This is a genomic window from Devosia sp. LjRoot16 (genome assembly GCF_964252795.1).
Classification (GTDB): domain Bacteria; phylum Pseudomonadota; class Alphaproteobacteria; order Rhizobiales; family Devosiaceae; genus Devosia_A.
Genome location: NZ_CAXUPH020000003.1, coordinates 274,772 through 295,634, shown reverse-complemented (window position 1 = coordinate 295,634; position 20,863 = coordinate 274,772). Strand labels below are relative to the sequence as shown.

Genomic DNA, 20,863 nt, shown 5'->3' with positions numbered 1-20,863 from the left:
AGCGCCAAACTTTTGTGGCCCACCCCTCATCCGGCGCTACGCGCCACCTCCGGGCGAGGGCTACGCCCTCGTCCCGCGACCCCGACGGGGAGAAGAATACGAGGGTGCGGTGACCCTCACTTTTCCTCTCCCCGTCGGGGAGAGGGTGGATCGGCCGTAGGCCGAGACGGGTGAGGGGTAAGCCACCGATCCGTCACGGTAAGGACGAACGGCGCGCGCTCACCCCAAATAGGGTGATAGTTCGTCGTCCAGCGTGCTGTCGCCAGTCCAGTGCACGGCGCTCCAACCGCTTCGCCGCGCCGCTTCGACATTGGCCAGCGTATCGTCGACCAGCACGATGTCCTGGGGCGCAGCATCGGCAATGGCCGCGGCGCGCTCGAAGAACTCGGCATGTGGCTTCCGGTGGCCGAGCGCCGCCGAATAGATGATGCCGTCGACATATGCGCCGAGGCCGACCTGCTGCATCAGGTAGTCGGCCCGCATGTGCTCCTGGTTGGTGGCGAGGAACACCGGCACGCCACGCTCTCGATAACGTTTCACCGCTGAAAGCACGGCCTTGTCGACCCGCGAGTCGTTCTCGAACCAGTAGGCGATCAGCCGCTCGCACGAAACTTTTGGCGCGATCTCGGCCAGCACCGGCGCCAGCCGTTCGGTCAGCGCTTCGCGACCGGTGACGATGTCTTCCCAGAACGGCGTGAAGAACGTCTCCCGCAGCCGATCAGGCGACAAGCCGAGATCGGCTTCCAGTTCGGCGAACAGATGGCGGCCGTCTGTCGGCCGGCCGCTGACGAGGACGCCGTCGACGTCCATCATCAGCACCTTGTGTGGCATCACGCGGTGCGGCCGTTCGGCAGTGGCGTGCCGGCTTCGACGAGCTTCCGATCGGCGAGGGCATCCCACAGCGCGTCGGGAATCGTGACGTTCCACCAGTCGAGGATGCCGTTGAGTTCGGCCGGCGACCTGGGGCCGGGGAGAATGTTGCAGATCGCCTTGTGGGCGAGCGGGAACTGCAGCGCGGCGGCGCCGAGCGGCACGCCGAATTCCTTGCACAGCGCTTCGAGGTCGGAGACGCGCTTGATGATGTGCTCGGGCGCCTTGGCGTAGTTCCAGGTGCCGGTGCCCATCAGGGCGCCGCCATTGAACGGGCCGCCGCAGACCACCGAGGCGCCGCGTTCGAGGCAGGTGGTGAGGAACGGGCTGAGCGAGGTCTGCTCGAGCAGCGTGTAGCGGCCGGCGAGCAGGAACACGTCCCAATCGCCGAGCGCGAACGCATCCATCAGCACTTCCCACTCGTTGACGCCGAGGCCGATGGCCGAAACCTTGCCGGTCGCCTTCAGCTCGTTGAGCGCCTTGTAGCCGCCATCCTCGGCAAGCTGCTTCCAGTAGATCGGGTTCTGCTCGGCGCTGTGAGTGGCGAGGCCGATATCGTGGACGTAGAGGATGTCGACTTTGCTCAGCCCGAGGCGGGCGAGGCTGGCCTCGTAGGAGCGCATCACGCCCCAATAGCTGTAATCGTAGACCTGCTCGAACGGCAGCGGCTTGATCCAGTTATGCGGATAGTCGCGCTCGGCCTCCGACTGTACCGGCCGCAGCAGGCGGCCGACCTTGGTGGAGATGGCGACGCCCTCGGTGCGGAAGCGCAGGCCATCGCCCATCAGGTGTTCGGAGCGGCCATAGCCATATTGCGGCGCGGTGTCGAAGTAGCGGATGCCGGCATCGAGGGCAGCGCCGACGGTGGCGCGGGCCTGCTCGTCGGGGACCTCGGAGAAGATGCCGGCGAGCGTCGCGCCGCCGAGCCCGAGCTCGGTCAATTCGAGGCTGGTCCGACCAACCTGGCGCTGCTTGAAACTGGTGGCGCTCATCTATGTACAAACTCCCTTGGCCCGACGGCGGCGGACACTGACATGTCAGTTGCACCGGGTAAACCAGCCAAAGGTGGTAGCGCAAGTGTTCGCGGCGTAAGCTCACCAAAGACCAGGAGATGGCCATGCTCAAGCTCGGCTTTGCCCACGCCTTGTTGCTCGATCTCGCTGACGGGAAGTCTGGACCAGCCCGGCGAAGCCCAAGGATTTCCGACAGCCTGGTGCTGATGCTGGCGCCGCTCGACAGCGGCCGGCTGCTGCTCGGCTTCATGAGCCGCCTCGGCCTCCTCGACGGACCGCAGCTCAAGCGGCTGCAGCAGGTGGCCAGCAACGAGGACTAGTCCTCGCGGAAGGCATGGCTGAGCTGTGCCGCCAGCGGCCCCAAGAGGTACGACAGCACCGTGCGGTCCGCCGTACGCAGAAAGGCTTCGGCCGGCATGCCGGCGGTGACGTGCTGGCCGTGGGGCAGGCGGGCGAGCTCGGTTTCGCTCAGTTTCATGCGGATCGAGAAATAGGCGACGCCCGTCGCCGGATCACGCGACAGGTCGGGCGAGATGGAGTCGACCGCGGCCACCAGTTCGGGCGTGGTTCGGGCATCGAGCCCGGTGAGCCGCACCGCGGCGGCTTGGCCGACGGTCAGCTTGTCGACATCGAGCGGCGAGACGCGTGCCTCGAGCGCCAGCCGGTCGGTATGGGGCACGACCTGCATCAGCGTCTCACCGGCCGCGACCACGCCACCGACGGTGCGAACGATCGACTCGTGGACGATGCCGGCCTGTGGCGAGCGGATTTCGAGTTTTGCCAGCCGGTCCTCGGCGGCGATCTTCTGTTGCAGCAGCTCGGCGATCTGCAGCCCGACATCGCGCAGGTCTTCCAGCACGCCGGCGCGGAAGGTGGCGGTGTTCTCGGCGATCTTGGCCCGGCTGCCGGCGATGGCGGTGCGAGCGGAGGCGATCTCGGCTGTGAGGTTGCCGGCCTCGCCCTCGAGCCGCGCCAGTTCGCGCTTGGAAGCGTTGAGCCGGCTGGCTTCCATCAGGCCATCGCGGAACAGCGCCTCGGCATCGACGACCTCGTCGGCGAGGATTTCGCTCTGCCGGCGCACCGCCGCCTGCTGGGACTGGAGCCCGGCGATCTGTTCGCCGAGCTGACCGATCTGCTCTTCCAATTGCGTCGTGAGACCGGCCTGCGCCGCGGCACGGCTCTGGCGCAGCCGCTCCTGCGCGGCGAGCAACCCGTCGAGCGTCGCGCGGTCCGGCCAGGCATCCAGACTGGCTGGAAGCGTCAGCTTGTCGTTACCGATGCTCTCGGCGGTGAGGCGCGCCTCGAGGGCGAATGCGGCGCTCAGCTGCGAGACGATGACCGCGAGATTGGCTGAAACCGTGGTGCTGTCGAGGTGCACCAGCAATTGGCCCGCCTCGACGGCATCGCCGTCCTTCACCAGGATGGCGCTGACCACACCGCCTTCCGGGTGCTGCACACGCTTGCTGCCTTCGAGCGGCACGACAGTGCCCTGCGCCACCACTGCGCCTGCGATCTCGGTGGTGCCGGCCCAGCCACCGAGCAGGCCAATAAATAGCGCCATGGCGCCGAGCCCGGCGAAGGCATGCCGCCTGAGGCTCCCGAGCGGATCAGCCATTGATCCGCACCCCTTCGATGCGTGGGGCAGGGGCTGTGACCTGCCGCAGCACTTCCTCCTTGGCGCCGAAGGCGCTCTGGCGTCCGTTCACCAGGTAGATCAGCTTGTCGCACACGGCGATGGCGCTGGGCCGGTGGGCGATGACGATCACCACGGCGCCGCGCGCCTTGGCTGATGTCAGCGCCGTGGTCAGCGCGTTGTCGCCGGCGAAATCGAGATTGGCGTTCGGCTCGTCGAGCACGAGGAGGAACGGGTCGCCATAAAGTGCCCGTGCCAGTCCGATGCGCTGTCGTTGCCCGGCCGACAGCGCCGCGCCGCGGGAGCCGATCCGGGTGTCATAGCCATCGGCAAGCCCGGTGATCAGCTCATGCACGCCGGCCAGCCGGGCTGCCTTCAGCACGCTTTCGCTGTCGGCGTCGGGGCGGAACCGGGCGATGTTCTCGGCGACGGTGCCGTCGAACAGCCCGACGCTTTGCGGCAGGTAGCCGATGCGGCGGCCGAGCTGGATCGGATCGAAATGCGTGAGCTCCGAGCCATCGAGGCGTACCTCGCCCTGCTGCACTGGCCAGATGCCGCAGAGGCCGCGCGCCAGCGAGGTCTTGCCCGAGCCGGAAAGGCCGAGCACGCCCATGGCTTCGCCCGCCGCGAGGGTGAAGCTGACACCGGCCACCAGCGGCGGCTTTTCCAGGTCCGGCCCAGTGGCAAACTGCCGGACTTCCAGAGTGAATTGCGGGTCGGGCAAGCTCAGCCGGTTGCCCGCCGGCGGTTGCATTGCCAGCAGCATCTCGGTGCGGCGCAGCGCCTGGCGGGCCGCTGTCAGTCCGCGCCACTGCGCCACCACCTGCTCGACCGGCGCCAGGGCCCGCGAGGTAACGATCGAGGCGGCAATCATCAGCCCGGCCGAAAGTTCACCACGGATCACCAGATAGGCGCCCAGCGCCAGCACTGCCGACTGCAGCAGGAAGCGGAACGATTTGGTTACCGACGAGTAGAGCGCGCCGACGTCGGAGGCGCGGTTCTGCACCTCGGCCAGCACCTCGGAGCGCGCCTGCCAGCGGCCGGTGACATCGTCGAGCATACCCATGGCGAAGACCGGCTCGGCATTGGCGCGGGCATCCTCGCCGAGCGCCTGGCGATGCGCCATGGCAGCGGCGGCTTCGGCGGTAGGCCGGCCTGACAGGCGCTCGTTGATCACCAGCAGGGTCGTCGCCACCAGCGCCCCGCCGGTTGCCAGCCAGCCGAGCGCCGGGTGGAACAGGAAAACCACGCCCAGATAGACCGGCAGCCAGGGCAGGTCGAACAGCGCCAGCGGTCCCGGCCCGCCGACATAGCTTCGGATGGAATCGAGATCGCGCACCGCGTCGGGTCGCACGAGGCCGAGCGGCAGCAACCCGGCGCGGAGCGAGGCGCGGAACACGTCGGGCGCGACCGAGGCCTCCAGCGCGCCGGCAAAGCGGAAGGCCATGCGCGAGCGCAAGAGGTCAAGCAAAGCGAGAAAGGCATAGGTGCCAGCGACCAGCGCGAACAGCGCCACCAGTGTCGGCACCGAGCGGCTGGCCAGCACGCGGTCGTAGACCTGCAACATGAATAGCGGGCCGGTGAGCACCAGGAGGTTGGTGGCAAGGCTTAAGAGGCCAAGCGCCAGCAGCGGGAAGCCGGTGCGCCTCATCAGGGCGCGGACGACGCTTTCGCGCCTGGCGCCGTTCGACATTTCACACCCCGTCGCTGCGATTGGGCCAGTGCGGCGGAGTCTCGTTTCGGCCGCGCCATGCATGAACCGGCGCCGTCGGATAGTAGCCATGCCTGGATGGCATGGCCGATGCGATGCCGAGCAAGAAAAAACCCCGGAACACTGGGGTTCCGGGGTTCAGGTCATGCGGGGTTGGTGCCGCATTTTTCAGCAACAGGTATTTGGGTGCCCCCGTGCCGAAATTCAGGGCAGGTCAGACGATCCAGTCCGACGATGCCAACAGGGATTCGAGCGTCGCGCCGTTGAGCCCCATGACGAGCGGGTCGCCATGCGTATCGGCGACGCGGATTTCGACGTGGTAGCCGCTGCCATCGACATCGATGCCGAGCGTATCGAAGCTGTCGCCGCCGCTGGCCGCCGCCTCTCGGAACGCCGCGAGGAACGCTTCCGGTGAGGCAAAGCTGGTGAGCCCGGTGTCGAGCCGGTCGCCGGAGCGAAGCGAAAAGTCCTCGACAGTGTCGCGGCCGGCCGAGAACACGAAGGTGTCGCTGCCCGAGCCGCCATTCAGCAGGTCATCGCCGCTGCCGCCGAACAGCCGGTCGTTGCCGGCCTGGCCGTAGAGATCGTCGCTGCCGTCGCCGCCGGACAGATAGTCATTGCCGCCACGGGCGAAGAAGCGGTCGTCGCCGCCGAAGCCGAACAGCTCGTTGTCGGCATCGTTGCCGGTGAAGCTGTTGTTGGAAGCGTTGCCGAAGCCGTTGACGGCGCGATCGCCGACGAGCTCCAGCGCCTCGTTCTCGTCGCCCAGCACGTAGCTGGTCGAGGCCACGATACGGTCGTAGCCGCCGCCCGACAGCACCACGTCATGCACCGAACTGACGACGATGCGATCGGCGTCGTCGGAGCCGAAATAGGTGGTCGGCAGGTCGGTGAGGGTCGAGGTAGCCACCGTGCCATCGGCGAAGCGGAAGGCTTCGACGCCGCCGACGATGTCGTAACTGCCGCCGGCCTTGTGCACGACGAAGCGGCCGGAGAGGTCGCGGGTCAGCGTGTAGTCATCACGGTCGCCGGCATAGGCCAGCACATCGGTGCCGAGCCCGCCATCGATGACGTCGTTGCCCTTCGAGGCGAACACCAGGTCGTCGCCCTTTTCGGCGTAGAGCCGATCACTGCCATTGCCGCCGACGAGAATGTCGGCGCCGGCGCGGGCATGGAACTCGACGCCGCTGTCATTGGCCACCAGCAGTTCGCTCTTGTTGGTGCCTTTGACGACGTCGAAGGTGACGGTGTTGGCATGGGGGTTAGTGGGGGCGCCATAGCTGGTGCCCTCGTCGTTCACGAACAGGGTCGGCGACAGGTAGGTGGCTTCGAGATCGGTGCGTTCCGAGCTTAGCACCGTGACGATGTTGTCGTGGTCGTCGCCGCCGTGGAAGTTGATGTCGCGGTTGGTCTCGCGCACCTGGATGGTGTTGTTGGCTTCGCTGGTCCAGCTGGCGAACAGCACGGCGTGGCGGGTGTCGAAGGCTTCGAGCCCGACCAGCTGGCTGTCGTAGAGCGCCTTGAGCTGGAAGGCGTAGCCGTTGCCGCCATCGCCCTTGTTCACCGCGCCATCGACCGAGAGGTTCGAGGCCTCGAGGAAGATCGACTGGGCAAAGGTGAAGCCGTTGGACGGGGCGTTGTCGATGGCGATGTCGAACAGTTTTGTGTGGCTGGTGCCCGACAGCGAAATGACGTTGGAGCGGTCGAACGCCTCCGAGACATTGGTGAAGCTGCCTGGATCCTGTTCGGCGAGGCCGGATTCGATGGTGAAGCCGCCGAGCTTGACGTTCTCGGCCACCTCGATCTTCTGCACCGAGGCAATGGTGGAGAAATCGAAGGCCAGGCCGTTGGTCAGCCGCACGGTGTTGCCGTTGACCGAGGCGACCTCGACCATCGAGGTGCGCAAAGGCTTATCCTCGCGCCACTCGGTATCGCCGATGGAGTCGAGATATTCGGGCGTGTTCTCGAGCTCGATCCACAGGTGATCGCCTGCTGCGAGTCCCGACGCGTCAGCCAGGTGCAGGTACATCGAGCCTTCCGCCGCCGGCTCGTCCAGCGCGAACTCGCCCGAGTAGCTTGGTACGTCGATGACGCCGCCGACCTGGAAGGCGCCGCCGGCGCGGGCATTGCCGGTGAGTTCGATGGTCGTGGCGCCCGAACCGGTGCCCATCACCGTGATGTCGTCGCGGTTGATGACGACGGTCTCATTGAACTCGAACGTGCCGGCGCCCATCAGGATGGTTTCGCCAGCCGGAGCGGAGTCAATAATGGTCTGCAGCTCGGCCGCGGAGGTCGAGGCGGATACGGTGATCATTGGGAGTACCTTTCGCTATAGGTGGAGGTGGACGCGAATGCCTCCCTTTGCACCGCGGCTATAGTGTTCCTGACGAGCGCTAATCCCGGCTGAGGCCGATCGATCGGATTTGCACCAAATTGCCAAGAGAACTCCCGCAACATCGCCCATCAATCTGGGCGGGGAGGGGGCCGAAATGTGCACGCTGTGGAAAAGGCCGAAAAGCAAGGAGCCGGGCACATGGCCCGGCTCCTCAAAAACTCAACGATGGCCAGCCCTTAGAGCTGGCGGATGGTCACGGGCCGGTCGTCGTTCCAGGCGACGGCATTGCGCAGCGGCAGGCCGAACTGGCTTTCCTCGATCTCGAACACATCGCCGGGCTCGGTCTTGATGCCGTCGGCAAAGCTCAGCGTCGCGGTGCCGAACATGTGGACGTGGATGTCGCCCGGCTGGCGGAACAGGTCGTACTTGAAGTGGTGGTGCTCGAGGTTGGCGATGGTGTGGCTCATGTTGTCCTCACCCGAGAGGAACGGCTTCTCCCACAGCACCTTGCCGGCGCGCAGGATCCGCGACATGCCCGAGACGTTGCGCGGCAGCTCGCCAACCCGCAGCTCCGGCCCGAACGAGCAGAAGCGGAGCTTGGAATGGGCGAGGAACAGGTAGTTCACCCGCTCGGTCACGTGGTCGGAGAACTCGTTGCCGAGCGCGAAGCCAAGGCGGAAAGGCGTGCCATCCTTGCCGATATAGTAGATGCCGGCGATCTCGGGCTCCTCACCGGCGTCCTTGGCGAAGGCAGGCGAGGGGATCGGCTGGCCCGGCGCGGTGACGGTGTAGCCGTTGCCCTTGTAGAACCATTCGGGCTGCACGCCGATCTCGCCCGGCGCGGGCTTGCCGCCTTCGAGACCCATGCGGAACATCTTCATCGAATCGGTCAGCGGCGCTTCAGCCTGCTGCTGGTTCGACTTGTGCATGGCGTCGCGGGTCGAAGCCGAACCCAGGTGGGTAAGGCCAGTGCCGGTGACGTAGAGGTGCGACGGATCGACATGGTCGATCGGGGCAAGCAGGCGGCCCTCACGGGCGAGCGCCTCGCGATCGAGCTTGGCGCCGAGGCCCTTCTCGATGACCACGGCGCGCAGCGACAGCCCGCGCTCGGCGGCTTCGGCAGCGAGCGCATAGACGCTCTGGGCTCCGGTGACCACGCTGGTGACGCCGCCTTCGGTGGCGCCGACGGCGCGCGCGCCCTTGTCGTCCTGGAACTGGATGAGATGCATGAAGCCCATTCCCTTGATTTTCGTTGCCGCCCTATAGCGCGGCGCAGCCGCGATTGCATTTGGATTTTGGATGTAGATCACCAACGCGGGTGCCAAGGGTGCGCAGCGGTCGAATCGCAAGGCGCCGGTGCGTAAGGAACAGCGAATTTACCCCCTTGACGATTTGGAAACGAAATGAGAACAGAATGAGTACATTAGATGGACATCTTATCGGTTTGCGCGGCGCAGACCGAAGTGGAATAAGGGAGACCGGTGATGGCTGCTGTTGCGCCTCTACGAGTTATTGAGGGATCGATGGATAAGGAGAAGGCGCTGGCAGCAGCGCTGAGCCAGATCGAGCGGAATTTCGGCAAGGGCACGGTGATGCGCTTCGGCGAGGGCGCCATTGCCCAGGTCGAGGCGATTTCCACCGGCTCGCTCGGACTGGATATCGCACTGGGCATCGGTGGGTTGCCGCGCGGCCGCATCGTGGAAGTGTTCGGGCCGGAAAGCTCGGGCAAGACCACGCTGGCGCTGCATGTGGTGGCCGAGGCGCAGAAGAACGGTGGCATCGCCGCCTTCGTCGACGCCGAGCATGCGCTCGATCCGATCTACGCCAGGAAGCTCGGCGTGAAGGTCGATGAGCTGTTGATCTCGCAGCCCGATACCGGCGAGCAGGCGCTCGAGATCGCCGATACGCTGGTGCGCTCCGGCGCCGTCGACGTGCTGGTGGTCGACTCGGTGGCCGCACTGACCCCGAAAGCCGAACTCGAAGGCGAGATGGGCGATTCGATGCCGGGCCTGCAGGCGCGCCTGATGAGTCAGGCGATGCGCAAGCTGACCGGCTCGATTTCGAAGTCGAAGGCGATGGTGATCTTCATCAACCAGATCCGCATGAAGATCGGCGTGATGTACGGTTCGCCCGAAACCACGACCGGCGGCAATGCGCTGAAGTTCTACTCCTCGGTCCGCCTCGATATCCGCCGCATCGGCGCGATCAAGGAGCGTGAGGAAGTCATCGGCAACCAGACACGCGTCAAGGTGGTCAAGAACAAGCTGGCTCCGCCGTTCCGCCAGGTCGAGTTCGACATCATGTATGGTGAAGGCATCTCCAAGACCGGCGAACTGCTCGATCTCGGCGTGAAGTCGGGACTGGTCGAGAAGTCCGGCGCCTGGTTCTCCTATGACAGCCAGCGGCTGGGGCAGGGGCGTGAAAACTCCCGCCAGTTCCTCAAGGACAACCCGGCGATCGCCGACCAGATCGAAAAGGGCGTGCGCGAAAGCTCCGGCATCCTCGGCGAAGCGCTGTTGGCCGGGCCGGAAGGTGACGAGGGCGACGACGGGGACGCGTGATCGGACCCGCCGGGATGTGAAGAAGAGGGCGCCCAGGTGGCGCCCTTTCGTTTTGAGCGGTGGGTTGCGTTTCCACGATCGTGCCATTCACGCCGGCGCTGGTGGGTAAACTCAATTGTGCCCATCCACCGGCCGTCATCCCGGCGAACGCCGGGACCCACTGCTCGGACAATGGACTGGGTACGAACCCCGCCGGTCCGTCACAGCAAGGTCGGATGGGTCGACGTTGGCGGAATGTTTGGTGCACTGGGTCCCGGCGTTCGCCGGGATGACGGCCGGTGCTTGTTGCGGGACTGACGACAGTGCGATCTCCGCGTCCTACGCACCCAATCTGACACCTCTCCCCACCCTGCGCTGGACACAACCGCAAGCCCCGCGATAGAAGGCCTTTCCTGTTGTTCTTGGCGGGGCTCATGGCCTCGCCATTTGTCTGTAAGAGACCCGTCATGACGAGCGTGAACGATATCCGGTCGAGCTTTCTGAGCTACTTCGCGAACAATGGTCACGAAGAAGTCGCATCGAGCCCGCTGGTGCCGCGGAACGATCCGACCCTGATGTTCACCAATGCCGGCATGGTGCAGTTCAAGAACGTCTTCACCGGCGTCGAGAAGCGCGACTATGTGCGGGCGACCAGCTCGCAGAAATGCGTGCGCGCCGGCGGCAAGCACAACGACCTCGACAATGTCGGGTTCACGGCGCGCCACCACACCTTCTTCGAGATGCTCGGCAATTTCTCGTTCGGCGACTACTTCAAGGAGCACGCGATCGAGCTGGCCTGGAACCTGCTCACCAAGGAGTGGGGCCTGCCCAAGGAGAAGCTGACCGCGACGATCTACGAAGACGACGACGAGGCGATGGCGCTCTGGAAGAAGATCGCCGGCCTGCCCGAGGATCGCATCGTGCGGCTCGGGGCCAAGTCGAACTTCTGGCAGATGGGCGATACGGGCCCGTGCGGTCCGTGCTCGGAAATCTTCTACGATCACGGCGACAAGTACTGGGGCGGCCCGCCGGGTTCGCCTGAGGAAGACGGCGACCGCTTCGTCGAGATCTGGAACCTGGTGTTCATGCAGTTCGAGCAGTTTGCGGACGGCTCGCGCACCAGCCTGCCCAAGCCTTCGGTCGATACCGGCTCGGGCCTCGAGCGCGTCGCGGCGGTGATGCAGGGCACGAACAACAATTACGAGATCGACCTGTTCAAGTCGTTGGTTTCGTCGACCATGCACGCCACCAACTTCAATGGCGACCCGACGACGCCGAGCCTGCGCGTCATCTCCGACCACGTGCGCGCCATGAGCTTCCTCATTGCCGAAGGCGTGCTGCCGTCGAACGAAGGTCGCGGCTACGTGCTGCGCCGCATCATGCGTCGCGCCATGCGCCACGCGACCCTGCTCGGCGCCACCGACCCGGTGATCCACAAGATCGTGTCGACGCTGGTCAAGGAGATGGGCCAGGCCTATCCCGAGCTGGTCCGCGGCGAGCAGATGATCGAGGAGACGGTCCGGCTCGAGGAGCAGCGCTTCCTCAAGACGCTGAGCCGTGGTCTCGTCATCCTCGACGAAGCGACCGCCGATCTCAAGCAAGGCGACATGCTCGAGGGCGTCACGGCCTTCAAGCTCTACGACACCTACGGTTTCCCGCTCGACCTGACGCAGGATGCGCTGCGCACCCGCGGCATCAATGTGGATCTCTCGGGCTTCGAGGACGCGATGGCCCGCCAGCGCGCCGAGGCGCGCAAGAGCTGGGCCGGTTCGGGCGAAGCGAGCGAGGACAAGGTCTGGTTCGCGGTTGCCGACCAGGTCGGCCCGACCGAGTTCCTCGGCTACGAGACCGAGACCGCCGAAGGCGCGGTCACTGCGCTGGTCAAGGGCGGCGCCATCGTCGACGAGCTGAAAGCCGGCGACGAAGGCTATGTCGTGCTCAACCAGACGCCGTTCTACGGCGAAAGCGGCGGCCAGGTCGGCGACACCGGTTCGCTTACCGGCGAAGGTATCGCCGCGACCGTGACCGACACGGTCAAGAACAACGGCGTCTTCGGCCACAAGGTGAAGGTCACCGACGGCACCATCAAGGTCGGCTCACCGCTGGCGCTGATCGTCGATCACGACCGGCGCTCGGCCATTCGCGCCAACCACTCCGCGACGCATCTGCTGCACGAGGCGCTGCGCCTGGTGCTGGGCGATCACGTGGCGCAGAAGGGCTCATTGGTCTCGGCCGATCGGCTGCGCTTCGATTTCGTCCACACCAAGCCGATCACCCCGCAGGAACTGGCTCAGGTCGAAGAGATCGCCAACGATATCGTCTTGCAGAACTCGCCGGTCGAGACGCGCCTGATGGGCGTCGAGGAAGCCAAGGAGTCCGGGGCTCGCGCGCTGTTCGGCGAGAAGTACGGCGATGAAGTGCGCGTCGTCTCGATGGGCGATCCGACCGGTAACGCGGTCGGCTGGTCGGTCGAGCTCTGCGGCGGCACGCATGTGCGCCGCACCGGCGATATCGGGCTGATCACCATACTCGGCGATTCCGGCGTTGCCGCCGGCGTGCGCCGCCTCGAGGCGCTGACCGCCAAGGGCGCGCGCCAGCATGCGCGCACCAATGCCAACCTCGTTGCCGGCGTCGCCGACGCGCTGCATGTGGGGCCGCACGAGGTGTTCACCCGCATCGAGGCGCTGCAGGAAAACCTCAAGAAGGCGGAGCGCGCGCTCACTGACGCCAACAAGAAGCTGGCGCTCGGCGGGGGCGGTTCGGCGCCGGCTTCGGCTGACGAGACGGTCAATGGCGTTACCTATGTCGGCCGCGCCGTCGAAGGCATTTCGGCCAAGGACGTCAAGGGCCTGGTCGATACCGAAAAGAAGCGGATCGGTTCGGGTGTGGTTACGGTTGTGCTGAAAGGCGATGACGGCCGCGGCACCGTGGCGGTTGGCGTCACCGAGGATCTGACCGGCAAATATTCGGCCGGCGAGCTGATCAAGCTGGCGACCGCGGCCTTGGGCGGGCAGGGCGGTGGCGGCCGTCCCGACATGGCGCAGGGCGGCGGTCCGGATGGCGCCAGGGGCGCCGACGCAATCGCCGCGGTGCGCGGCGGGCTGTAGCATCTGGCGGTGAGCGGGCGCGTGCTGCCCCTCACCCTGACTTTCTTTCCAGTTGGCGCAGGCGCGTCGACCGGACGCGATGCCTCTCCCTTCTCCCCTCAGGGGAGAAGGTGGCCGAAGGCCGGTTGAGGGGTGAAGCCGCGCCATGCGCGCTCGTTGAGAAGCTGAACCCCTCACCCTAGTTCCGCTACGGACCTGACGGTCCTAGCTGCACTAGCCCTCTCCCCTCAGGGGCGAGGGGACAATGTGGGGCAGCCCGTGCCCTTCCCGCAGAACTTCCTGAGCGAACTAGACCGGGTCCGGGCCCGGACCCTTGAAATCGTCCGGCGAGGGATTGTCTCGCCGGGCGCGATATTCGGCCCAGCGTCCGGCGATGCGGGCGCGGGCGCCATCGGCGAAGATGTTGGCGAGCCCGGCGGCGACGATGACGCCAAGCCCGGCAAGGCTGATCGCATCGGGCACTTCGCTGAAGAACAAGGCCCCGAACAGCAGCGCCCAGATGATCTGGCTGTACTGCATCGGCGCCACCCGGCTCGCCGGAGCCAGGGCGACGCCCTTGAGCTGCAGCAGATAGCCGATGCCACCCAATACGCCGCAGGCCACCAGCCCGCCCAGCAGCAGCGGGCTCGGCCAGCTGAAGCCGACAATAAAGACGCCGACCAGGTTGACCACCAGGGTGAGCAGGCCGGGCAGGGCGAACAGGGTGACGCGCCGCTCGGCGCCGGAGATCAACCGGATGGTGGTGAGCGACACGGCAGCGGCGAGCGCGCAGATGAAGGCGGCGATGTGCCCGAGCTCGATCTCGCGAAAGCCGGGCCGCACCACCAGCAGCACGCCGAGGAAGCTGATGACCACCAGCGCCCAGCGATAGAGCGACACCTCCTCCTTGAGCACGACGACCGAGAGGATGGTCGCCAGCACCGGGATGAGGAAGACGAGGCAATAGGCTTCGGCCAGCGGGATGGTGACGAAGGCGTAGGTGATCAGCACGGCGCTCAGCGTCCGGCAGAACGCGACGAGGAGCATCAGCGCCGGGCGGTTGAGCTTGAAGGTGTCGCGCCAGCGCTCTTCGCGCGGCTTGGAGAACAGAGCCGGCAGGAACGAGAAGACGGTGGTGAACAGGCCAATCTCGAAGACGCTGAGTGAGCCGCCCAGCGCTTTGACCAGTGCATCGGCGGTCGAGAATGACGCCATGCCGCCCAGCACGCAGAGCACGCCGAGCGAAACCGGTGAGAGGGAGCGCAGCATCTACTTGCCTGGCGCCGCTTGCGCCTGGTCGTCGGCATCGCCGCGTCGCGGCAGCTTGGCGTCATCGCCGAGCGGCGGACTGACCTCGGAAACGGCACTGGCCGGACCGAAGACCGACAGGCGCGAGAAGATGCGGATGCGCGTTTCGTCCGACATCACGTTGAGGATGCCGCAGATGGCAACGACGACGAGCCCACAATAGGCGACGGTATCGGGATACTCGGCATAGAATATCGCGCCGAAGACGATGGCCCAGGCGATCTGGCTGTACTGGGCCGGCGCGATCATGCTTATCGGCGCGGTGCGGGTCGCGGTGATGAACAGGATGTTGCCGGTGCCGCCCAGAGCCCCGATCAGAACCAGGAAGGCGAATTCCTGCAGCGTCGGCCAATGGAACCCGGCGATGAGCATCAGGATGGAGTTGATCACGACAACGTAGCCCAGCGGCAGGCCGAGCAGGCTGACGCGCTTTTCGACCGGGGCGACCTTGCGCAGCGTGGTGGTGGCGATGCCGCCCATCACCGCGGCGCCGACCGCCATGAGATGGCCGAGTTGCAGTTCGCGGAAGCCCGGCCGGACGACGAGGAGCACACCGCAGAAGCTGGCGCCAAGGAACAGCCAGCGCTGCCAGGTCACGGTCTCGCCGAGGAAGCTCCGCGACAGCGCCACCACGAAGATCGGCGCCAGGAAGGCGATCGAGTAGGCCTCGGCCAGCGGAATATGGGTGAAGGCGTAGATGATGCAGAGGTTGCCGATCACCCCGGCAATGCTGCGCAAGTGCACCAGATAGGGGTGGCGCATGCGATGCAGGTGCCGCCAGTGCTCGCCCTTGGGCTTGGTGAAGATCGCGGGAATGAAGGAAAACAGCGCCGTCCAGAAGGCAATTTCGAAGACGGAGAGGCTGGTGCCGAACCCTTTGATGATGGCGTCGCAGCAGGAATAGAGGAGGTAGGCAAAAAGCGCGAAAGCGACGCCGGAGGGCATCTTCTGGGCATCCAAGAGGGGAGGGACGGCAACTGGTATGTTAGTCCTATACGATGGGCCGGCCGCACCGTCGATGGGCGGGAATGCCACAGGGCCTAATTATTTCGTCTCTACTTGAAGCGTTCACGCGCCAGCGGCCCGATGGTCTCGATTTTGTTGGTCCAGATGTAGCCGGCAAAGTTGTCGGGCACCTGAGCCAGCAGTTCGGGCGTATCGATGCCGGCAGTGCCGGGATCGCCGGAGCTGTAAGGGCCGAGCAGGATCACCTCCGAGCCGGCCTGCTGCAGGCGCTCGATGAAGAGGTTCGGCCAGCCCCAGACGAATGGCGCGACATTGATCGGCAGCATCACCTTGGTGTTGCGGCAAGCGTCCGGAACAAACCCGGTCCAGCCAAACCCCTCATATTGCAGCAGGCAATCGACCAGACCCTTGCGCGACCAGACATTGAGATCGCCGATCAGCTCGGCGGCGCGGTAGGTTGGCGGATCACCACCATAGGCGCCCCAGACGGCCGGCCGCCATTGCGGGTGCGACGACAGCAGCTCGGCCAGCATATCGCCCTCGCGTGCCTCGTTGCTCTTGAAGTTGACGAGGAAGCGCTCGGCGGGGAAGGCGGTGAACACCTCCTTGAGTTCGGGCATCAGGCCGATGCCCTTGCCGCGAAACGGAAAGCTCGCGCCGCCATCGGCGGTGTAGCTGTAGCCGATATCGAGCAGCTTCAGTGACGCCATGTCGTGGCCACGGGTCTCGCCGCTGCCTTCGGTGCGGCAATCGACGGTCCAGTCATGCAGCACGGCGAACTGGCCATCGGTGGTCGGATGGACATCTAGCTCGACAATGTCGGCCCCCGCGGCGAAGGCCGCCTGCATCGAGGGGAGGGTATTTTCGAGGTAGTCGTGCGTCGGCCGATCGATCCGCTCGGCGGTGCAGGTATCGTTGTTGAGGTCGGCGCGATCGAAGGTCTGGTGCACGCCGCGATGGGCGATCAGCTCGAGCTTTCCCTGAGGCGGCGCGACGCGCCAGGACGCATTCCAGACGTAGACCGCGGCGACAATGACCGCGAGGCCAAGCAGAATCTTTTTGAACATCAATACCCCTCAATGCGGCTGACGCTCAGGTGGGTTCATGGCCCAAGTATGACCGGATGGCCTCAGCCGCAGTTGAGTTTGGAGCCTTGGAAATCGGCTTCGCACTGGATGCGCCGGAGGTTAGCCAGGTCCTCGTCGGCGGGGGCTTCGCCGTTGGGTTTCACCACGATGGCCTCCACCACGGCGCTGCTTTCGCCATTGAGGATGCCGAACCAGACAAAGGTCGCGGCCGTATCGACGAAGGCGCCTTCGCGCACGAAACCAGTGTCGCTGGTGACCTCGTTGGTGTAGGCGCGGCCCAACGCGCCCTGGTCGAACGCGCTGTCATAGAGCTGGCGAGTGCCGACGCGTTCGAAGACGAAGACATCGCCCAAATGCGAGACGCGTGAGCTGGGCGTGCTGGCGTCGACGACGAGGTCGCTGGGCATGGTCGGCAGCAGCGGCGGCAGCGCCGTGTCGAAGCGGTTGGCGTCGATATCGGCTTCGCCGGGCAGGTCGAGGCCGTCGATATCGGCGTCGAGCGGCAGGAAGAAACTGTTGAGCGGCCCCTTGGCGAAAATGCGCTTCAGCGGGTCGCGCCCGACGCCGGCTGTGGACCAGCCGTGCTGGCGGTTGAAGAAACTGGTGCTCGCGGCATTGAGGCCATCGAGGCCGGGGGTGAAGTAGAGCGCGATCTCGTAGTTGCCATCCGTCGCCATCGAGGCGTCGGTGGCCGAGCAGCTGCCGATATCGAGCAGCCGGTCGCCCAGCTTGTATCCGGAGATCGGTCCGGCCAATTCGGCTTTGCCGATGGCCGGCGTGTAGTCGGATACGAAGCGCCACTGCATGTCGTACGGGGCGGCGCGCTCGTCGATGGCGAGGAGGCGCAGGCAGGCCTCACGGATGGCGGAAGGCAGGTCGGTGATCCAACCGGAGGACGGTGTGGGCGGCAGGGTGACCCGGGCCAAATAGAGGTCTTCCGCGGTCACCAGGTTGTAGGTTTCCTCCGGGCCCATGCCGACCATTTTGAAGATCACCTCGGGATCGACGTTCCACTTCACCAGCTCCTTGACCATCAGGGCGAGTAAATCCCGCGTCTGGCCCTGCATAGCCATGGCGCCGCGCTCGTTGAGGGCATTGGTGAAGGACACTTCGTCGGAATAGGGGGCGTGGAAGCCGACGACGGATCCGGGCTCGACCATCCGGTCGACATAGGTGCCGACGCCGTCCTGGCTGGACCAGGCGGAACCGCCGAGGAAAGCGAAAGCGCAAGCGGAATAGCAACCGCTGCCGCGCTCGACGACGGTGGCGATATGGTTGGCGCGGAGGAAATCGGCGAGCGCCAGTCCCTCAAAATAGCTGCCGCCCGGCCCATTCAGGGTGAGTACCGCCGTTGCCCCTCCGTCGGGCCCGATGCACGACAGACGGCATTTGACGAAGGTGTCGTACATGCTCTGCAGCGTTGCGACGTCGCCGTCGGCGGTATCGCCGTCATAGTGCAGGTGCGGCACCGGGTGCGCGGCGGAATACTGCATTGAGACGATGGAAATAGTTGCGGCCGATGCGTTGACCGGCAAGGCGACGAAGATCGACAGCAGAGCGGTCGCGAAGGCGAGAAGACGCATGCGGAAATTCCCCCGAGAACTGTAGTTCTAGGAGCTTTGACGCGCGCCGTTCAAGCGTCCTTGGGGTGGGTCGAGACGGAAACTGCTAGAGAGCACGGACCCGGTTGTTGCGCGGCCCGTGCTCAAGCGCGACGAGACCCAGCACCTCGAGCACCGGCGTCACGTAGTTGGCGAAGCGGCCGCGAAATCCCTTCCGGATGCCATACCACCCACCTACCGGGTTGTCGGGAGAGCGGGCCCAGGCTTCGACCGTACCAGGCTTGGCGTCCTTCTGCTCATCGGCATTGCCGAGTTCCATCCAGTCGCCGTGCTGCTTCAGCATCTGGTGCAGGTCTTCGATGGCCCTGAGGTGGTAGCGTAACTCGGTGCCGCCGGCGACGCAGATAAGGGCCGGCGGCGAGGCATCGGGAGCGCGGTAAAGCGTGATGTCGCTGCTGCCCGGCGGGGTCTTGAGCAACCACGGATCGTCTCTGGTACCTGCCGCCATCGTTCGCTCCTCATCTGGTGGGGCGAACTATAGACCGGCCAGATGACGGAGGCACCAGAGAGGGCGCAGGCGGCGATGCAGTCGCCGCCTGCTATCGGGTTGGACGTCAGGCAGCCATGGCCTTCTTCAGGTTGGCGTCGATGGCGTCGAGGAAGCCAAGGGTCGAGAGCCACTTCTGGTCCGGGCCGACGAGCAAGGCGAGGTCCTTGGTCATCTGGCCGGCTTCGACGGTCTCGACACAGACCTTCTCGAGGGTCAGGGCGAACTTCGCCAGTTCGGCGTTGTTGTCGAGCTTGGCGCGGTGCTGCAGGCCACGCGTCCAGGCGAAGATCGAGGCGATGGAGTTGGTCGAGGTCTCCTTGCCCTGCTGGTGCTGGCGGTAGTGACGGGTGACGGTGCCGTGCGCCGCTTCGGCCTCGACGATCTTGCCATCGGGGGTCATCAGCACCGAGGTCATCAGGCCGAGCGAGCCAAAGCCCTGGGCGACGATGTCGGACTGCACGTCGCCGTCATAGTTCTTGCAGGCCCAGACGTAGCCGCCGGACCACTTCAGCGCCGAGGCGACCATGTCGTCGATCAGCCGGTGCTCGTACCAGATCTTCAGCTCGTCGAACTTCTGCTTGTAGTGCTCCTCGAAGATCTCCTGGAAGATATCCTTGAAGCGGCCGTCATAGGCCTTGAGGATGGTGTTCTTGGTGGAGAGGTAGCACGGCACCTTGCGGTTGATGGCGTAGTTGAACGAGGCGTGGGCGAAATCGCGGATCGACTCGTCGAGGTTGTACATGGCGAGCGCCACGCCGGCGCCCGGCGCCTGGTAGACTTCGTGCTCGATAACCTGGCCGTCTTCGCCGGCGAACTTGATGGTCAGCGTGCCCTTGCCCGGGAAGCGGAAATCGGTAGCGCGGTACTGGTCGCCGAAGGCATGGCGGCCGACGATGATCGGCTGGGTCCAGCCCGGTACGAGGCGCGGCACGTTCGAGCAGATGATCGGCTCGCGGAAAATCACGCCGCCCAGGATGTTGCGGATCGTGCCGTTGGGCGACTTCCACATCTTCTTGAGCTTGAACTCTTCGACGCGCTGCTCATCGGGGGTGATGGTGGCGCACTTGATGCCGACGCCGTGCTTCTTGATGGCGTTGGCGGCGTCGACCGTCACCTGGTCGTTGGTGGCGTCGCGGTTCTCGACCGAGAGGTCGTAGTATTCGATATCGAGATCGAGATAGGGAAGGATCAGCTTGTCCTTGATCGCCTGCCAGATGATGCGGGTCATCTCATCGCCGTCGAGATCGACGACAGGGTTGGCAACTTTGATCTTGGCCATGCGTAAGCTCCTCAGCGGCGCGGAAAATCTGATGCCGGGGCTAATAGCATGAAATCGGCCGAGCGAAAGCGTCGGAGCGCAGCCTCGTTGGGCGTCACGCAACCGTCGTGGCGCTGCCGGCATTGTCACCGCATCGCGCGCCAGGTCCGAGGACACTATGAGCATCCCGACGATCATCCCGCCACACGTGCCAAATCTCGACATCGACAAGACCGACCGCGGACCACTGGGGCCGAGCAAGGCACCGCCGGAACCGCTGTTCGAAACCGACGACGATGTCCTGCCCGACGACAACCGGCCCGCCGACGGGTCGGACCAATCGAGAGAGCAGCAACCGGCGCGCTGACGCCGGGCTGGTTGCCGGACCAGCAAGTGCACAAACGCCGCTCCCTTTCGTCGTCCCACCCACTCCAGCGAGCGCCGCCTCACTTGACACCGTGTAACTACACACTATTTGTCGGCGCATGGATGATTTCAGCCGGTGCATGGTTTCGAATACGCGGATGGCGGCGCGGGCGATTACGCGGCGCTATGATGCCTATACGCGGCCGTTCGGCATCACCTCGACGCAGTACTCGGTGCTGGGGCTGATCGTCGCCTCCGGCGAGCGGAACGTCAGCGAGCTGGCCGAACAGCGCGGCTTCGAGCGGACGACGCTGACGCGGAACCTCGATCGGCTGGAGAAGATGGGGCTGATCGCGTCGCGCCCGGCCGAGCATGGCAATGGCCGGATCTGTTCGCTCACCCCGAGGGGACGCGACCTGGTCAACGAGTTGCTGCCGCTGTGGCGCAAGGCGCAGGCTGAGATCCGCGCCGAGCTCGGCGCCGACGGCTTTGAAGATACCCTGATGAAACTGCAGCGGCTCGCCACCATCTGAAGCGATGCGGCAGCCTGCTGACCTCGAGCCGACCCGTGTAACTA

The 20,863-nt window shown here is 65.4% G+C and carries 17 protein-coding genes; 5 read left to right on the top strand and 12 right to left on the bottom strand.

Annotated elements, in window-relative coordinates:
- Positions 1-219 precede the first annotated feature (219 nt).
- Entirely contained in the window at positions 220-831 is a 612-nt protein-coding gene (locus tag ACSQ23_RS15865) for an HAD-IA family hydrolase (RefSeq protein WP_056000383.1), read from the bottom strand.
- Positions 831-1,862, bottom strand: a complete 1,032-nt coding sequence (locus ACSQ23_RS15860; RefSeq protein WP_056000380.1) for an aldo/keto reductase — start codon at positions 1,860-1,862, stop codon at positions 831-833. Before ACSQ23_RS15860 ends, ACSQ23_RS15865 begins: the two co-directional genes overlap by 1 nt.
- A 125-nt stretch (positions 1,863-1,987) precedes the next feature.
- On the opposite strand from ACSQ23_RS15860, the gene ACSQ23_RS15855 reads away from it, so the two are divergent.
- Positions 1,988-2,203, top strand: coding sequence for a hypothetical protein (locus tag ACSQ23_RS15855; protein WP_056000377.1), 216 nt, complete (start codon positions 1,988-1,990; stop codon positions 2,201-2,203).
- Here the strand turns inward: ACSQ23_RS15855 and ACSQ23_RS15850 are convergent.
- From ACSQ23_RS15850 to araD1, 4 genes are all read right to left on the bottom strand, one after another.
- Entirely contained in the window at positions 2,200-3,498 is a 1,299-nt protein-coding gene (locus tag ACSQ23_RS15850) for an HlyD family type I secretion periplasmic adaptor subunit (protein ID WP_056000374.1), read from the bottom strand. The two genes, ACSQ23_RS15855 and ACSQ23_RS15850, sit on opposite strands and share 4 nt — an antisense overlap.
- The gene (locus tag ACSQ23_RS15845; RefSeq protein ID WP_436091166.1) at positions 3,491-5,209 is read right to left on the bottom strand and encodes a type I secretion system permease/ATPase; all 1,719 of its coding nucleotides are present in this window, start codon (positions 5,207-5,209) and stop codon (positions 3,491-3,493) included. The genes ACSQ23_RS15850 and ACSQ23_RS15845 overlap by 8 nt, the downstream gene beginning before the upstream one ends.
- A 232-nt stretch (positions 5,210-5,441) precedes the next feature.
- Positions 5,442-7,541, bottom strand: a complete 2,100-nt coding sequence (locus tag ACSQ23_RS15840; RefSeq protein ID WP_436091165.1) for a calcium-binding protein — start codon at positions 7,539-7,541, stop codon at positions 5,442-5,444.
- A gap of 257 nt (positions 7,542-7,798) precedes the next feature.
- Entirely contained in the window at positions 7,799-8,791 is a 993-nt protein-coding gene (gene araD1 / locus ACSQ23_RS15835; protein ID WP_055882580.1) for an AraD1 family protein, read from the bottom strand.
- Positions 8,792-9,046: 255 nt separating this feature from the next.
- Here araD1 and recA point away from each other — a divergent pair, with 255 nt between their 5' ends.
- On the top strand, positions 9,047-10,123 hold the full coding sequence (gene recA, locus ACSQ23_RS15830; protein ID WP_082528255.1) for a recombinase RecA: 1,077 nt from the start codon (positions 9,047-9,049) through the stop codon (positions 10,121-10,123).
- 446 nt (positions 10,124-10,569) lie between these two features.
- Positions 10,570-13,209: an alanine--tRNA ligase gene (gene alaS / locus ACSQ23_RS15825; RefSeq protein ID WP_436091164.1), complete on the top strand. Its 2,640-nt coding sequence runs from the start codon at positions 10,570-10,572 to the stop codon at positions 13,207-13,209.
- A gap of 288 nt (positions 13,210-13,497) precedes the next feature.
- On the opposite strand, the gene ACSQ23_RS15820 is transcribed toward alaS, so the two are convergent.
- From ACSQ23_RS15820 to ACSQ23_RS15795, 6 genes are all read right to left on the bottom strand, one after another.
- On the bottom strand, positions 13,498-14,457 hold the full coding sequence (locus tag ACSQ23_RS15820) for a DMT family transporter (RefSeq protein ID WP_436091163.1): 960 nt from the start codon (positions 14,455-14,457) through the stop codon (positions 13,498-13,500).
- A complete protein-coding gene (locus ACSQ23_RS15815; RefSeq protein WP_055882268.1) occupies positions 14,458-15,441 on the bottom strand; it encodes a DMT family transporter in 984 nt (327 codons plus the stop codon). It abuts the gene before it with no gap.
- A gap of 110 nt (positions 15,442-15,551) precedes the next feature.
- Positions 15,552-16,529 (bottom strand): glycerophosphodiester phosphodiesterase family protein, encoded by a 978-nt coding sequence (locus ACSQ23_RS15810; RefSeq protein ID WP_436091162.1) that lies wholly within the window; start codon positions 16,527-16,529, stop codon positions 15,552-15,554.
- 62 nt (positions 16,530-16,591) lie between these two features.
- The gene (locus ACSQ23_RS15805) at positions 16,592-18,133 is read right to left on the bottom strand and encodes a hypothetical protein (protein WP_436091161.1); all 1,542 of its coding nucleotides are present in this window, start codon (positions 18,131-18,133) and stop codon (positions 16,592-16,594) included.
- A gap of 85 nt (positions 18,134-18,218) precedes the next feature.
- On the bottom strand, positions 18,219-18,620 hold the full coding sequence (locus ACSQ23_RS15800; protein WP_436091160.1) for a DUF6855 family protein: 402 nt from the start codon (positions 18,618-18,620) through the stop codon (positions 18,219-18,221).
- Between the two features lie 106 nt (positions 18,621-18,726).
- Positions 18,727-19,941, bottom strand: coding sequence for an NADP-dependent isocitrate dehydrogenase (locus ACSQ23_RS15795; protein ID WP_055882258.1), 1,215 nt, complete (start codon positions 19,939-19,941; stop codon positions 18,727-18,729).
- A gap of 157 nt (positions 19,942-20,098) precedes the next feature.
- Between ACSQ23_RS15795 and ACSQ23_RS15790 the strand changes: the two genes are divergently transcribed.
- Both ACSQ23_RS15790 and ACSQ23_RS15785 read left to right on the top strand, forming a co-directional pair.
- Entirely contained in the window at positions 20,099-20,287 is a 189-nt protein-coding gene (locus ACSQ23_RS15790; RefSeq protein ID WP_436091159.1) for a hypothetical protein, read from the top strand.
- A 139-nt stretch (positions 20,288-20,426) separates the two neighbouring features.
- Positions 20,427-20,819: a MarR family winged helix-turn-helix transcriptional regulator gene (locus ACSQ23_RS15785; protein ID WP_162247960.1), complete on the top strand. Its 393-nt coding sequence runs from the start codon at positions 20,427-20,429 to the stop codon at positions 20,817-20,819.
- Positions 20,820-20,863 lie beyond the last annotated feature (44 nt).